This is a genomic window from Bradyrhizobium sp. SRS-191, assembly GCF_024586915.1.
Classification (GTDB): domain Bacteria; phylum Pseudomonadota; class Alphaproteobacteria; order Rhizobiales; family Xanthobacteraceae; genus Bradyrhizobium.
Map to the genome: position 1 here is coordinate 63,538 of NZ_JANBVS010000019.1, position 13,665 is coordinate 77,202.

Below are 13,665 nucleotides of genomic sequence, written 5' to 3' on the forward strand. Positions count from 1 at the left end.
TTGGCGCCCTCCAACGGGGACCGCCGGAGCAAATCCTGCCCTTGCAGGTTATTGCATCGGCTTGCCGCGCTGCATGCCCATGCCCATTGTCGCCCCGCCCCGCATTGCGGACATCATCGGCATCATGCCCATCTGCGGCGCGAGCAGCTCGTCAGCCGCCTTCTTCTGCTCGTCGGAAAACGCCGAGACCAGGTTCGTAAGCGTCGATTTCATCGCGCGGGTGCCTTCGAGCCGAGCCGCGAGCCATTTCTCCTGGAACGCGAGCTTTTCCACCAGACCAGCAGCACCGGCGCCCTGCTGCGACATCATCGAGCCGCGCATCTCCCCCAACGTCTTGGCATTGGTCCGCAGCGCATCGGCGAAGGCGTTCCAGGTGGGCTGCTGCGCATCGGTGATCTTGAGCTCGGTCCGAAGGAACGCGATCCGACCCTCGATGTGATCGATACTATCCATGCCCATTCCGTCGCCGGACGGACGCATCATCTCCATCATCTTCGCCATGTCCATCATGGGCATCCTCCCGCCCATCATCCCACCGCCATTCATGCTCGGAGAGCCCGTCGGCGCAGGCTGATCCGCCTTTGCCTTCGCCTGTTCCTGCTTCTGGTCGGGATGATGCCCTTCGTGTTCGGCGGCCGATTGCGCCCAGGCGGCGTGTCCGAGTGTCGTGACGAGGAGTGCAGCAGCAAAGGTCAAAGCACGCATGGCAAACTCCTGGATGAGGATGGTCAGTCCTCAGGATGACTGCATTCAGCGTCGATCCATTGATTCACGTCAATGTGTCGAGCTGCGGGGGCCAACTGATTTGAACTTGTGCTGCAACAAAGTTCCGCTCGCGCACTCTGCTTCGATCGCGGATCATTCACCGGGAGAACTGAGATGATCACCAGAACATTAATTGCCCTCGTCGCCGGCGCCGCACTTGCCGTACCCGCCATGGCGCAAAGCGCTGACACGGAGAAGAACGGTCACCACTACAACGGCGGTCCGAAGACTGAAGTCCCTCATCACATGGGGAAGAAGGACACGGGTGGGTCCACCAAGGACGGAGCGTCCGGAGGTCATCACTACACGGGCGGCCCGACCAGTTCGCAGCCGCACCACATGGGCGACAAGAAGTAGCGTATTCCTCCGTCCGTGACGGCAACGAACCATCGCGGACGGAGCGCGGCAGTAAACCGGTCGGCATCGGCACGCCCACCATGGCGTCAGCCGACCGCCCGGTCTCCGACAAAGCGCATGAACGGCCGCTGTCCGTCCGCCCCGAACAGCACGACCGAATAGGGTACGGGGCGACCGCCCTCCATGCCGGGTGATCCGGTCGGCATGCCGGGTACGGCGACTCCCAGCGCATTTGGGCGCTCAAGGAGCAGGCGACGGATGGCCGCGGCAGGCACGTGCCCTTCGACAACGTAGCCTGCGACCTCGGCCGTGTGACATGCCGCCAAGTTCGCGGGAACATGAAGATGTGCCCTGACCGACTCCAGGTCGGAGGTCTCGTCTACCTTTACGGCATATCCGGCGTCGCGCAGATGTTGCACCCAGCCTGAACAGCAGCCGCAGTTCGGGTCCTTGTGCACCCTGACGATCACCTCCTCAGCAAATGCCGCGGCCACAGGCACCGCCAGCATTCCGGCCGTGACAAGCGACAGGACCGACCGGCGGGTGAGCGGATAGGCTTCATGTTTCATCGCGCGCTCCGTTTACTTGACCGTCACATGTCCCGTCATCCCGAACTCCCGATGGTTCGGAATGAGGCACGAAAATTCGAATGTCCCGGGCTTCGTGAACTTCCACAGCACCTCCGCGGTCTTCTTCGGCCCGACGCGGACACCGTTCGGCTCGTCGTGCTCCATGTGCGGATGCTTCCTCATCACGGCCGCGTGTTTCAAATTCTCCTTTGTGGTCGCCAGCAGGAATTCATGATCCTCAGTCCCCACGTTGCGCAGCACGAACCTGATCTGCTCGCCCCGCTTCACCTCGATGCGGCTCGGCGCGTAATCCATCTCATTCATCGCGATCTCGATGGTACGCGCGGGCTGCGCCGGATCGCCTGGCTCTCCGGCCGAGTAGGATGCGTGATTGCCGTGCTCATGGGCGCGTGAGGCCGTAGCGGTCGCTAGACAGACAGCGACAGCGAGCGTTCCGATACGAGAGATCCTATTCAAGACTCAATCTCCTAGTTGTCGTGGTGATAAAAGACACAGATTCGGCCTACTCGGCCGCTTGCGGAACGGGCGCCGGTCTCGTGGTTTGGTTGGGAAGCCCCTCAAGGGCGACGTCGCCCGCCCCGCCGGGCGGGAGGCCCCGGCCCTTCACGAGGCCGAAGATGGCCGGGATGACGATCAATGTCAGCAGAGTCGACGAGATCATGCCGCCGATCATCGGCACCGCGATGCGCTGCATGATCTCGGAGCCCGTGCCGGTGCTCCACATGATCGGCAGCAGGCCCGCCATGATGGCCACCACCGTCATCATCTTCGGACGCACGCGCTCGACAGCTCCTACCATGATCGCCGCATGGAGATCCTGCCGGGTGAGCGCGCGGCTCTCGGCAGCTCGCGACGCCCTGACCTCGGCGAGCGCGTGATCAAGATAGATCAGCATCACCACGCCGGTCTCGGCGGCGACACCTGCGAGCGCGATGAATCCGACAGCGACGGCAACCGACAGATTGAAGCCGAGCCACCACATCATCCAGATGCCGCCCACCAGCGCGAACGGAAGCGAGAGCATGACGATCATCGTCTCTGTCAGAGCCCTGAAATTGAGGTACAATAGCAGGAAGATGATTGTCAGCGTCACGGGCACGACGATCTTCAGACGGGCCGCGGCGCGCTGCAGATATTCATACTGACCGCTCCAGACCACGTAGTATCCGGCCGGAAACTGAATGCTTTCGGTCACGGCGCGCTGCGCGTCGGCGACGTAGCTCCCGATGTCCCGATCCCTGATGTCGACGTAGATGTAGGTCGCCAGCTGCCCATTCTCGGTGCGGATAGAGGTCGGTCCGCGCGCCGGCTCGACCGTTGCCACCTCGCCCAGCGGCACAGCACCGCCCGCCGGCATCGGCACCAGAATGTCGCTGGCGATGGCCTTGGGATTGTCGCGGAGGTCGCGGGGGTAGCGCATGTTGACCGTAAACCGCTGCCGGCCTTCGACCGTCGTGGTCACCGTCTGGCCACCCAATGCCGCGGCGATCGTGTCCTGGACATCCTGGATCAGGATGCCGTAGCGGGCGAGCGCCTCGCGATCGGGCGCAATCTCCAGATAGTAGCCGCCGATGCCGCGCTCGGCGTAGGCGGACGACGTCCCGGGGACCGCCTTGATGACACGCTCGATCTGCTTGGCCAGCCTATCGATCTCGACCAAATCTGTACCCATCACCTTGACGCCGATCGGCGTTCGGATCCCGGTCGAGAGCATGTCGATGCGCGCCTTGATCGGCATGGTCCAGGCGTTCGACACGCCGGGGAATTGCAGCGCTTTATCCATCTCCGCGATCAGCCCATCGACGGTGAGGCCAGGGCGCCACTGTTCCTTCGGCTTCAGGTTGACTACGGTTTCGAACATCTCGGTGGGAGCAGGATCGGTCGCGGTCGCCGCTCGTCCCGCCTTGCCGTAGACCGAGGCGACCTCCGGGAACGACTTGATGATCCGGTCCTGCGTCTGCATCAGTTCGGCCGCCTTGGTGACCGAGATGCCCGGCAACGTGGTCGGCATATAGAGCAGCGTGCCCTCGTTCAGCGATGGCATGAACTCGGTCCCGAGCTGGCGCGCGGGCCATATCGAAATGGCCAGCACGGCCAGCGAGGCCAGGATGACCAACGTCTTCGCCCGTAGCACACCCTTGATGACCGGCCGGTAGATCCAGATCAGGAAGCGGTTGATGGGGTTGCGGTGCTCTGGAACGATCCTGCCGCGAACGAAGATGATCATCAGCGCGGGCACAAGGGTCACCGACAACAAAGCGGCTGCAGCCATCGAGAACGTCTTGGTGAACGCGAGCGGGCTGAACAGACGCCCCTCCTGCGACTCCAGCGTGAAGATCGGCATAAACGATACGGTGATGATGAGCAGACTGAAGAACAGCGCCGGCCCGACCTCCGAGGCCGCATCGATCAGCACCTGGACGCGCGACTGACCGGGCTTGGCCCGCTCCAGATGCTTGTGGGCGTTCTCGATCATGACGATGGCCGCATCCACCATGGCGCCGATCGCGATCGCGATGCCGCCGAGGCTCATGATGTTGGAGCCGAGGCCCAGCAGCTTCATCGCGCCGAATGCCATCAGTACGCCGACCGGCAGCATCAGGATGGCGACGAGCGCGCTGCGGACATGGAGCAGGAAGACCACGCAGACCATCGCCACGACGATGCTTTCCTCGAGCAGGGTGTGCTTCAGGGTGTCGATCGCGGCGTAGATCAGGTTAGAGCGGTCGTAGACCGGCACGATCTCGACCGAACTCGGCAAGCTGCTGGCGATCTCCTTGAACCGCGCCTTGACGTTCTCGATGACGTCCAGCGCGTTGACACCGAACCGCTGCAGCACGATGCCGCTGGCAACCTCCCCCTCGCCGTTCAGCTCGGCGATGCCGCGCCGCTCGTCGGGCCCGAGCTCGACGCTGGCAACGTCGCGCAACAGCACAGGCGTGCCGCCGGAGGTCTTCAGGACGATGTTGCCGAGATCGTTGATGCTCTTGAGGTAGCCCTTGCCGCGGATGACGTATTCGAACTCGGAGAGCTCCACGGTCCGACCACCGACGTCGGCGTTCGAAGCCCGGATCGCATCCCGAACCTTCTGCATGCTGATGCCGCGGTCGCGCATCCGCTGCGGATCGAGGATCACGTTGTACTGCTTGACGAAGCCGCCGATACTGGCGACCTCGGCGACGCCGCCCGCCTTGGCCAGCGCGAATTTGAGATTCCAGTCCTGGATCGTGCGCGTGTCAGCGAGGTTCAGCTCCTTGGACATCACAGCGTACTGGTAGACCCAGCCGACACCGGTGGCGTCGGGACCGATCGTCGGTGTAACGCCGGCAGGCAAACGCGAGGTGGCGCTGTTCAGGAACTCCATGACCCGCGAGCGCGCCCAGTAGATGTCGGTGCCGTCCTCGAAGATCACATAGACGAACGACACGCCGAAGAACGAGAATCCACGCACCACCTTCGACTTCGGCACCGTCAGCATGGCCGTGGTCAGGGGATAAGTGACCTGATCCTCGATCACCTGCGGTGCCTGGCCGGGATACTCGGTATAGACGATCACTTGCGTATCGGAGAGATCCGGGATGGCATCGAGCGGGAGATGGACCAACGCGTAGAGTCCAGCGGCCGCCGCGAAGCCGGTGCCGAACAGGACGAGCAGCAGGTTGCGCGCCGACCAGGAGATGATGCGGGCGATCATTTGTGCTCTCCATGGGCATGTCCACCCGTGGCATCCGATGACGGGCTCCCGTCGGCGAAGCCCTTCAGGGCGGCTTTGAGGTTGCTTTCTGCATCGATCAGGAAGTTCGCGGAGGTGACGACCGTCTCACCTTCCTTGAGACCGTCACGGATTTCGATGTAGCCGCCGCCCCGGCGTCCAAGCTTCACGTCCCGCGGCTCGAACTTGCCTTCGCCCTTGTCGACGAGAACGGCCTGCCGAGCGCCGGTGTCGAGCACCGCACTCTCCGGCACCGCAACGACCGGAGAGGCATCGGCCGTATTGATCTCGGCATCGACATACATGTCCGGCAGCAAGGCTACGTCCGGATTGGAAAGCTCGATCCGAACGCGAGCGGTGCGGGTGTCCTTGTTCACCTGCGGATAGATCACGGCGATCTTTCCGGAGAACGTCCGGCCCGCAAAGCTGCGAGCTCGGATCGAGACGGGTTGTCCCACCGCGATGGTGCCGAGGTCGCGCTCGGCGACGTCGACCAGCGCCCACACCAGCGAAATGTCCGCGATCCGGAACAGCACGTCGCCGGGATTGGCACGCATGCCCTCCACCGCGTTGCGTTCGAGCACGATTCCGTCGCGCGGCGCGGTCCATTGCACGGTCACGGGCGCGACATGGGACTTCTCCATGGCGGTGATCACGGGCTCAGGAACGTCCAGATTGGTCAAGCGCTGGCGCGAACCGCGGCCGTAGGACTCCACGCCCCCCACGATTTTCGAGTTGATCGTGGAGAGGTATTCCGCCGCGGCGGCCGCGATTGCAGAACTGTAGATCTCCATCAGCGGCTGCCCGGCCTTCACGCGGGTGCCGGTCGTGACGTCAGCAACCTTCTGAACGAAGCTCTCCGAGCGCATCGCGATCACCGAGATTCGCCGCTCGTCGAGCTGGATCGTGCCGGGCGCCTTCACCGCCACGCTGATGCTGCGCCGTTCGGCGGGCTCGGATTTCACGCCGGTGCGCTGGATCTTGCCCGGCGATAGCTTCACCGTGCCGTCGTCGGTCTCGTCGCCTTCGTACACAGGGACGTAGTCCATCCCCATGGGATCCTTCTTCGGCACCGCCGAGGTATCCGGCAGTCCCATGGGATTGCGGTAGTACAGGATCTTTCGCGAGGCATTCGCCTGCGGCTGCGACTTCGCCTTCGGCTGCTCGAACGCCGGTCCATCTTCGTAGACCGGCAGATAGTCGCGCCCTTGCGCGTCCTTCTTCGGCACCGCCGACCAAGCCGGAGCTCCACCGGGATCCCGGTAGTAAAGTGGACTTCCGTCCGCGGCAGCCGCTGGAGAAGTCAGGTCGGCGTGTGCAGGCCAGGGCCCGCCGTTCAGATGCCAGGAGCCGACCAGAGCCAAGGCCCCGCCCAGCGCCAGGGCCGTCGTCAGGAGACGCAGCGTCTTCATGGCGTGTTCCGCGCGCGATCAAGCGCGTCCATGTGATCGTGAATTGGGGATGTCGGGGCGCCGCCGAGCGGCGCCCCAGCGCTCACTTGGTCGCCTTGACGATGACCTTCCCGGTGACCGTCTCCGGCTCACCCTGCACCTTCGCCGACAGCGTCACCTGATAGCGGCCGGCCATCGGCAGGTCCGTCTTGAAGGCGTAAACGCCCGGCTCTTTCGAGGGCAGCGGAGAAACCGGCGACTCCATATCGGCCATGCCGTCGGGCGCCATGTCGACGCGGGTCTTGAAGATGACCGCATCCGACACCGGCTTGCCGGTCCGCTTGTTCATCAATCGAACGGCGAGCGTGACGTCGTCGCCCTTTTTCATCTCCGGACTAACGGGCTCGAAAGCGAAGTCGCCGGCGCCGGCCATGGCGACCGAAGCGGCAAGCGAAAGGGTGGCGGCAAGGGCCGCGGTGGTGAGCTTGGAAAGCATTGTTCTGTCCTCATGAATTGATCTCGGCCGTGGCGCTGCAGGCGCACACGTCAGATTCGTCGCGAGCAAGCGTGCTGCCCGGCGGATTCTGCGAGATCAGATTCGTGGGGGTCGGAACGGAGGACTGGCGCCGCGAACGTTGGCGACCTGGTCCGAGGGGATTGCAAGCTTCTTTGCTGATACGGCAGCAACACCGAAAGCGATCGGCGTCACGTCGCCAAGTGCGATGGCGCCGCCGATACAGCAGAAGCCCATTCCGCACTTGTGACTGTCGGTGTGAGAGGCCTTTGCGTCCATGTCATCCGGACAGCATTCGTCCATCGACATATCGGCATGATCCGCCATCTTCATGCCGTCCGACGACATCGCATGCGCGCCGGCCGTGGCGCCGAGCGGCAGCACCGCCAGCGAGACGGCGATCGCGAATGCGAGGATGGTACGGACGAGCCGCATGGAAATGTACTGACCTTACCTTTCGGCCGCAGTGCGGCTCCCATTATCATACCTCGGCATTCCACGCAGTCCTTGATCCGGGTCAAGCATTCGTGAGCGCCGTCGGCTACCGTTGGTGCATCTGGTCTAGGACATCCACCAGTTCGGCGATTTTACGGCACTGACAGGCAGCACGGACCGCCGGACCCCGTGAACTCGGCCTTTGATCCGGTCGAAGCGCTTCTGACCGAAAGTCTTGATGTCCTCCCGCACGGCCAACATATACCCCCCCAGGGTAATTCCTGCAAGGCACGGAGCGAGCAATGGTTAAGCAAGACGCCGCAATGACCGGTACGAACCACGGACGTGGTCGTGCGCACTCCCACTCCTCTGCCGATGCGCGCCCTCTCGACCATTCCCACCATCGACACGGTCACGCCGATGGTACGGTGTTGGACCCCGTCTGCGGGATGCAGGTCGATCCCGCGACCGCTCGCCGCAAGCTCGAGCACGCTGGAGAGACTTTCTATTTTTGCTCGGAGCGGTGTCAGACGAAATTCGAAAGTGATCCTGCGAAGTACGCCCACGGGAAGGCGCAGCAGGCGCCGCCGGACGTGCCGGACGGCACGATCTACACGTGTCCCATGCATCCGCAGATCCGTCAGGTCCGGCCGGGCAATTGTCCCATCTGCGGCATGACGCTCGAGCCCGAACTCGCCAGCGCAGACGCCGGGCCGAATCCCGAACTGATCGACATGACTCGCCGGTTCTGGGCGGGTCTCGTGCTTGCCGTCCCCGTCGTGATCCTCGAAATGGGCGGTCACCTCATCGGCGGACACAGCTGGCTCGATCAGTCGCTCTCGAACTGGATCCAGCTCCTTCTCGCCACGCCTGTCGTGTTGTGGGCCGGTTGGCCGTTCTTCGTCCGCGGCTGGCAATCGGTTCTGACCCGCAATCTCAACATGTTCACGCTGATCGCCATGGGCACTGGCGTTGCGTGGGTCTACAGCGTGGTGGCCACCGTCGTGCCGGGCGCTTTCCCCGCCACCTTCAGAGCGCATGAAGGAGCCGTCGCGGTCTACTTCGAAGCCGCGGCCGTGATCACGGTGCTCGTCCTCCTCGGCCAGGTACTCGAACTGCGAGCACGAGAGGCGACATCGGGCGCGATCAAAGCACTTCTCGACCTCGCGCCGAAAACGGCACGCCGCATCGGCGCCGACGGCTCCGATGAAGAAGTGCAGATTGCGGCGCTTCAGGTCGGCGACAGGCTGCGGGTGCGGCCAGGAGAGAAAGTCCCCGTCGACGGCGCGATCATCGAGGGGGGTTCGTCTCTCGACGAATCGATGGTGACCGGCGAATCCATGCCCGTCAGCAAAGAGGTCGGCGGCAAGGTGATTGCCGGTACGCTCAACCGCTCGGGTGGTTTTGTCATGCGCGCGGAGAAAGTTGGCAGTGATACGATGCTGTCCCAGATCGTGCAGATGGTGGCGCAAGCACAGCGCTCCCGCGCGCCGATCCAGCGCCTCGCGGATCAAGTCGCCGGCTGGTTCGTGCCAGCGGTCATCGTGATTGCGTTCGCTGCGTTCACCGCCTGGGCGGCGTATGGTCCCGAGCCGCGTCTCACGTTCGGGCTCGTCGCCGCCGTCAGCGTCCTCATCATCGCCTGCCCTTGTGCGCTCGGGCTCGCCACTCCGATGTCGATCATGGTCGGCGTGGGACGGGGTGCCCAGGCCGGCGTCCTGATCAAGAACGCCGAGGCTCTCGAACGGATGGAGCGGATCGACACCCTCGTCGTGGACAAGACGGGCACCCTGACGGAAGGCAAGCCGAAGGTCGTCGCCGTGATCCCAGCCAAAGATTACTCGGAAGCCGAGGTTCTGCGGCTCGCCGCCAGTGTCGAGCGCGCCAGCGAGCATCCTCTCGCCGATGCGATCGTGAACGCAGCCAAAGAGCGAGGCATCCAGACGGCCGAGGTGCAGGAATTCGATTCACCGGTCGGCAAGGGGGCACTCGGAACGGTCGACGGCAAGAAAGTGCTGCTCGGCAACGCCGCCTTCATGCGCTCGCAAGGAGTGGACGTCTCATCGATGGAATCAGAGGCCGAGCGCCAGCGCGGCGAAGGTGCGACCGTCATCAACATGGCGGTGGACGGCAAACTCGCAGGCATCATGGCGATCGCCGATCCGGTCAAGAGCTCCACACCAGAAGCGCTGCGTGACCTCGCAGCAGAAGGCGTCAAGGTCATCATGCTCACCGGCGACAACCGGACCACCGCCGAGGCCGTGGCGCGCCGGCTCGGGATCGCCGACGTGGAAGCCGAGGTCCTGCCCGATCAGAAGAGCGCCGTGGTCGCCAAGCTGCAGAAGCAAGGGCGGATCGTCGCGATGGCGGGCGACGGCGTCAACGACGCGCCGGCCTTGGCCGCCGCCGAGGTCGGCATCGCGATGGGCACCGGGACGGACGTCGCAATGGAAAGCGCCGGCGTCACCCTCCTGAAGGGTGACCTCACCGGCATCATCCGCGCCCGGCGCCTGTCGCGCGCAACGATGAGCAACATTCGGCAGAACCTCTTCTTTGCCTTCGCCTACAACGCGGCCGGAATCCCTATTGCCGCCGGCGTGCTCTACCCTACGTTCGGGCTTCTGCTGTCGCCCATTGTCGCGGCAGCGGCGATGGCGCTGTCTTCGGTGAGCGTGGTCGGCAACGCACTACGCCTGAGGACAGTACGGATTTGAAGCGACTGCTCGAGGCGCGACCAGGACGCATGTCATTTTGCGCACGGTGCTCCAAACGGCTCCGTGCGCAGCTAATTCGATGAACGAGTGGATTGCTTGTTGAGGGAGGGCTCTGTCGACCGGCTCTTCAACTTCAAGAATGTACGATCCGCCCCCATGAAGCGCCTGGCCATGGCGACCATCAAGCGGCCGGGATCTACAACCTCTTGACTGGACTGAGATGCAATGAGCTCGGCATAAATCAGCAGGTCGCGATGTACTCCCGCTGGGATCTCCACCGTGATCTTGACCGGCCTCTCGTCCGGCAACGCTGTTATCTTCAGCTTCATGCGCTGTTTCCTATCCACGATACGGCTCGAGCACGAGATCCCGGTTGACGATGACCCGCACCGGAAATCCCGGTCTCACCGTCAGGGTCGGCTGGGTGTTGATCTGCTGCCGCACGAACTGCTGGCCAGTCTGGCTCATGGCATTGCCAAAGCCCTGGCGCAGCGCCTGGATGATCGCGGCGTTATTGGTGTTCTGGTTCGCGCCGCCATTCACCTCGCTCCCGACCGAAAGCAACGTCGACAGCAGTGCAGCACCAACGAGCTGCTTCCAATGATTATCTACCTCGTCGGACAGACCTGAGTAGCCGCCCGCATCAGCCCCCGGCTGCCGTTCAAGTACGATCGAGCGGCCATTGGGCATGATCAACCTTGTCCAAACGAGCAGTACGCGCGATTGCCCGGCGGTCACCTGGCTATCGTAAACTCCGATCAACCGCGCTCCCTGAGGCACCAAGAGGACACGTCCCGACGGAGTATCGAAGACGTTCTCGGTGACCTGGGCGGTGATCTGTCCCGGCAGATCGGACTGGATGCCGGTGATCAGAGCGCCGGGAATGAGGGTGCCGGCCTGGATCACGTAAGGAGAAGCCGGCCGCGTGATGCGGTCCGGACTCGTTGTCCGGCGATCGACCGGCGCATTGACAAAGGCGAGCTTCCGATCCTGCCCGTTTTGGGCAAATGGATCCTCCATCGTGGGCGGAATACCCGGCCGATCAGCGGCCGGCGTCGGATTCACCGGCGGCTGCGTCTCTCGGACGGTGGTCGTTGCAAACAGCCGGCTGACGCGCGCCGCCTCCGTCTCCTGATCGCGACGTTGCTGATCTTGATCCGGAACGGCGGATGCCTGCCCTTGCGCTGCGAGCATTGGTCGGCCGAGATCACCGGGAAGCGGCGGCCCCAAGCTGGGAACATCTTTCGGAACGCTGGCGTAGTCGCGCGGCAACCCCGAGATCCCATCGGCCATTTCGTGATGATCGGTGCTATAAAGCTCGTCGGGACCGGCCTGTCGCGGCTTGTTGGCCTGCAACCCCCAAATGACGGCCCCTGCGATCAATAGCAGGGCCAGCGCGCTCCCGCCCGCCAGGACCTTGCGTGACAGACGGGTGATCGGTGGCGGATCTCCCTTCAGGCGCATCGCCGTTGCGCGCTGCCCCGCCTGGTCCGTTGCCGACGTCACGGGCGAGGCCGGCGCCGCCTCGTTCTCGCCGGTCACTGGGACGCTCCATCAGTCCTGACGATCCTGACCTTCTGCTGCGACTCGCCACCGAGGCGCAATTCAGCCGCGGCGAACAGCCGATCGACGATGATCACGTTGCGGAAGGTCCGGTAGTTGACGAGCTCGGGCGATCCGTCAGCACCAACGATGAACAACGGCGGCAACTCGCCCTGCACGATGCCGCGGGCAAATTCGATATAGACCTTGCGGCCGTCGTCATAAGCATTGACCGGCTTCCAAGGCGGGTCGTCGCCCTCGATCCGATATCGGAAACGCCGTTGCGCCGGATCGGGCAGCTCTGGCCTCAGCATCGCCTGCCGCGCTCTGGTCTCCGTATTCTGCGGATAGTACCAGGCGACGGCTGGCATGTAGGGCTTTTCACGGGACCGCAGCTCGATCAGATAGGTTCGCCGGTCGGTGTTGACGACGAGATTGGTCTCGATGGCCGCACGCGTCGGCTTGACCAGAATGTGGACGCGGCGAGTGTCGCCTGCCCCGCTTTCGGTATCGCCAACGACCCAGCGTACCGTGTCACCGGCGGAGACCGGACCGGAGCCCGTGAGCTGCTCACCTTCCTCGAGCATGATATCGGTGATCTGCCCTGGCGCTGCATAGACCTGATAGAGCGCGCCGGGACTGTAGGCATAGATCTGCGCCGCGTTGAAATACCCCCGCTTCCTTGGCTCCGCACGCGCGGCGCTATTGGCCATCTCGACCCGATCCAGCGGATCCGTCTCTTCCTTGGCGCCGCTCCTGCCGCCCAAGGACACTTTCCACGGCGGCGGCAGATGCAGAGGCTTGATCCTGTCGTCCACAACGGCAGGCGGTGCAGGCAGAGCGGGTACGTCGCTGTCGTAGCTGATCTTGGGCGGCGAGGTCGTTGCGCAGCCACTCAACGGAATGATGATCGCAACCGCAGTCATCCATCGCGCGCGTGATGGCCCGGCGATCGGCTTGGTCATTGCGACAGTTCCTTCGACCAGTTGATGGCATGGACATAGACACCGAGCGGGTTCTTGCGCAGCCGGTCGGTATTGTCAGGCATGGCGAGCACGATCGTGAGGATCGCGGTCCAGCGCTCTGTCGCGCTCTGCGCGCTGTTCTCGTAGCGGCGCTCCACCCAGGCGACCCGGAAGCTGTCGGGCGAAGCCCGGATCACACTGGAGACCTCGACCGAGACCTGGATCTTGCCGAGCCTCGTGAACGGATCGTTGGACCGGGCGTAGTCGTTAAGTGCGGCCGCGCCGCGATCAGTCGCGAAGTCATAGGCGCGCAGCCAGTTCTGGCGCAGCACGATGCCGTCGGCGGGCAGGCCGCGGACATCCTCGATGAAACGGGCGAGATGGAAGGCCACCTGCGGATCCGTCGGCTTGTAATCCGCAATGGCGGGCGCCACGCGCTGGACCTCGCCCAGATGACCAACTTCGACCACCCAAGGCGTCACCGTGCCGCGGGTGGACTGCCAGATCAGGGCCGATGCAAATCCTGCGGCGAGCCCCAGACAGCCGAACGCCATCAGCCGCCAATTCTTGGCCTGCACGCGCGCCGAGCCGATACGCTCGTCCCAAACTTGCGCAGCCCTTTGATAGGGCGTAACCGGCTCCGGCGTGCTGCCATAATGAACAGACGGACGCTTGAACAT

13 protein-coding genes are annotated in these 13,665 nt (G+C 63.8%); 2 read left to right on the plus strand and 11 right to left on the minus strand.

All coding sequences use genetic code 11. From position 1 onward, the window contains the following. Positions 1-48: 48 nt before the first annotated feature. Positions 49-705 carry a Spy/CpxP family protein refolding chaperone gene (locus NLR35_RS27440; RefSeq protein WP_257169662.1) on the minus strand — a complete coding sequence of 219 codons (657 nt, stop codon included), beginning with the start codon at positions 703-705 and terminating at the stop codon, positions 49-51. Positions 706-879: 174 nt separating this feature from the next. Here NLR35_RS27440 and NLR35_RS27445 point away from each other — a divergent pair, with 174 nt between their 5' ends. Further along, positions 880-1,122, plus strand: a complete 243-nt coding sequence (locus NLR35_RS27445; RefSeq protein ID WP_257169663.1) for a hypothetical protein — start codon at positions 880-882, stop codon at positions 1,120-1,122. 86 nt (positions 1,123-1,208) lie between these two features. Here the strand turns inward: NLR35_RS27445 and NLR35_RS27450 are convergent, their stop codons facing one another. The 6 genes from NLR35_RS27450 to NLR35_RS27475 form a co-directional block, all read right to left on the minus strand. Then, positions 1,209-1,691, minus strand: coding sequence for a DUF411 domain-containing protein (locus tag NLR35_RS27450; RefSeq protein ID WP_257169664.1), 483 nt, complete (start codon positions 1,689-1,691; stop codon positions 1,209-1,211). A 12-nt stretch (positions 1,692-1,703) separates the two neighbouring features. Then, positions 1,704-2,159: a cupredoxin family protein gene (locus NLR35_RS27455; protein WP_257169734.1), complete on the minus strand. Its 456-nt coding sequence runs from the start codon at positions 2,157-2,159 to the stop codon at positions 1,704-1,706. 55 nt (positions 2,160-2,214) lie between these two features. Next, positions 2,215-5,406 carry an efflux RND transporter permease subunit gene (locus tag NLR35_RS27460; RefSeq protein WP_257169665.1) on the minus strand — a complete coding sequence of 1,064 codons (3,192 nt, stop codon included), beginning with the start codon at positions 5,404-5,406 and terminating at the stop codon, positions 2,215-2,217. Continuing rightward, the gene (locus NLR35_RS27465; RefSeq protein ID WP_257169666.1) at positions 5,403-6,836 is read right to left on the minus strand and encodes an efflux RND transporter periplasmic adaptor subunit; all 1,434 of its coding nucleotides are present in this window, start codon (positions 6,834-6,836) and stop codon (positions 5,403-5,405) included. Before NLR35_RS27465 ends, NLR35_RS27460 begins: the two co-directional genes overlap by 4 nt. Positions 6,837-6,918: 82 nt before the next feature. Further along, the gene (locus tag NLR35_RS27470) at positions 6,919-7,311 is read right to left on the minus strand and encodes a FixH family protein (RefSeq protein WP_257169667.1); all 393 of its coding nucleotides are present in this window, start codon (positions 7,309-7,311) and stop codon (positions 6,919-6,921) included. 96 nt (positions 7,312-7,407) lie between these two features. Continuing rightward, positions 7,408-7,764 (minus strand): hypothetical protein, encoded by a 357-nt coding sequence (locus tag NLR35_RS27475; protein ID WP_257169668.1) that lies wholly within the window; start codon positions 7,762-7,764, stop codon positions 7,408-7,410. 302 nt (positions 7,765-8,066) lie between these two features. On the opposite strand from NLR35_RS27475, the gene NLR35_RS27480 reads away from it, so the two are divergent. Beyond that, positions 8,067-10,478, plus strand: a complete 2,412-nt coding sequence (locus NLR35_RS27480; RefSeq protein ID WP_257169669.1) for a heavy metal translocating P-type ATPase — start codon at positions 8,067-8,069, stop codon at positions 10,476-10,478. Between the two features lie 71 nt (positions 10,479-10,549). Here NLR35_RS27480 and NLR35_RS27485 read toward each other — a convergent pair whose 3' ends face one another. From NLR35_RS27485 to trbF, 4 genes are read right to left on the minus strand one after another with little or no spacing between them, the layout of a single operon-like run. Beyond that, complete coding sequence (locus NLR35_RS27485; protein ID WP_257169670.1) at positions 10,550-10,807, minus strand: DUF2274 domain-containing protein; 258 nt, start codon at positions 10,805-10,807, stop codon at positions 10,550-10,552. Positions 10,808-10,817: 10 nt separating this feature from the next. Beyond that, positions 10,818-12,020, minus strand: a complete 1,203-nt coding sequence (locus NLR35_RS27490; RefSeq protein ID WP_257169671.1) for a TrbI/VirB10 family protein — start codon at positions 12,018-12,020, stop codon at positions 10,818-10,820. Beyond that, complete coding sequence (trbG, locus tag NLR35_RS27495; protein ID WP_257169672.1) at positions 12,017-12,985, minus strand: P-type conjugative transfer protein TrbG; 969 nt, start codon at positions 12,983-12,985, stop codon at positions 12,017-12,019. Before trbG ends, NLR35_RS27490 begins: the two co-directional genes overlap by 4 nt. After that, positions 12,982-13,665, minus strand: a complete 684-nt coding sequence (gene trbF, locus NLR35_RS27500; RefSeq protein WP_257169673.1) for a conjugal transfer protein TrbF — start codon at positions 13,663-13,665, stop codon at positions 12,982-12,984. The genes trbG and trbF overlap by 4 nt, the downstream gene beginning before the upstream one ends.

What these genes read in the sequence shown, in the direction of transcription:
- trbF (WP_257169673.1), bottom strand. Translation starts at nt 13,665, where the DNA reads ATGTTCAAGCGTCCGTCTGTTCATTATGGCAGCACGCCGGAGCCGGTT.
- NLR35_RS27465 (WP_257169666.1), bottom strand. Translation starts at nt 6,836, where the DNA reads ATGAAGACGCTGCGTCTCCTGACGACGGCCCTGGCGCTGGGCGGGGCC.
- NLR35_RS27470 (WP_257169667.1), bottom strand. Translation starts at nt 7,311, where the DNA reads ATGCTTTCCAAGCTCACCACCGCGGCCCTTGCCGCCACCCTTTCGCTT.
- trbG (WP_257169672.1), bottom strand. Translation starts at nt 12,985, where the DNA reads ATGACCAAGCCGATCGCCGGGCCATCACGCGCGCGATGGATGACTGCG.
- NLR35_RS27445 (WP_257169663.1), top strand. Translation starts at nt 880, where the DNA reads ATGATCACCAGAACATTAATTGCCCTCGTCGCCGGCGCCGCACTTGCC.
- NLR35_RS27480 (WP_257169669.1), top strand. Translation starts at nt 8,067, where the DNA reads ATGGTTAAGCAAGACGCCGCAATGACCGGTACGAACCACGGACGTGGT.
- NLR35_RS27450 (WP_257169664.1), bottom strand. Translation starts at nt 1,691, where the DNA reads ATGAAACATGAAGCCTATCCGCTCACCCGCCGGTCGGTCCTGTCGCTT.
- NLR35_RS27440 (WP_257169662.1), bottom strand. Translation starts at nt 705, where the DNA reads ATGCGTGCTTTGACCTTTGCTGCTGCACTCCTCGTCACGACACTCGGA.
- NLR35_RS27460 (WP_257169665.1), bottom strand. Translation starts at nt 5,406, where the DNA reads ATGATCGCCCGCATCATCTCCTGGTCGGCGCGCAACCTGCTGCTCGTC.
- NLR35_RS27485 (WP_257169670.1), bottom strand. Translation starts at nt 10,807, where the DNA reads ATGAAGCTGAAGATAACAGCGTTGCCGGACGAGAGGCCGGTCAAGATC.
- NLR35_RS27475 (WP_257169668.1), bottom strand. Translation starts at nt 7,764, where the DNA reads ATGCGGCTCGTCCGTACCATCCTCGCATTCGCGATCGCCGTCTCGCTG.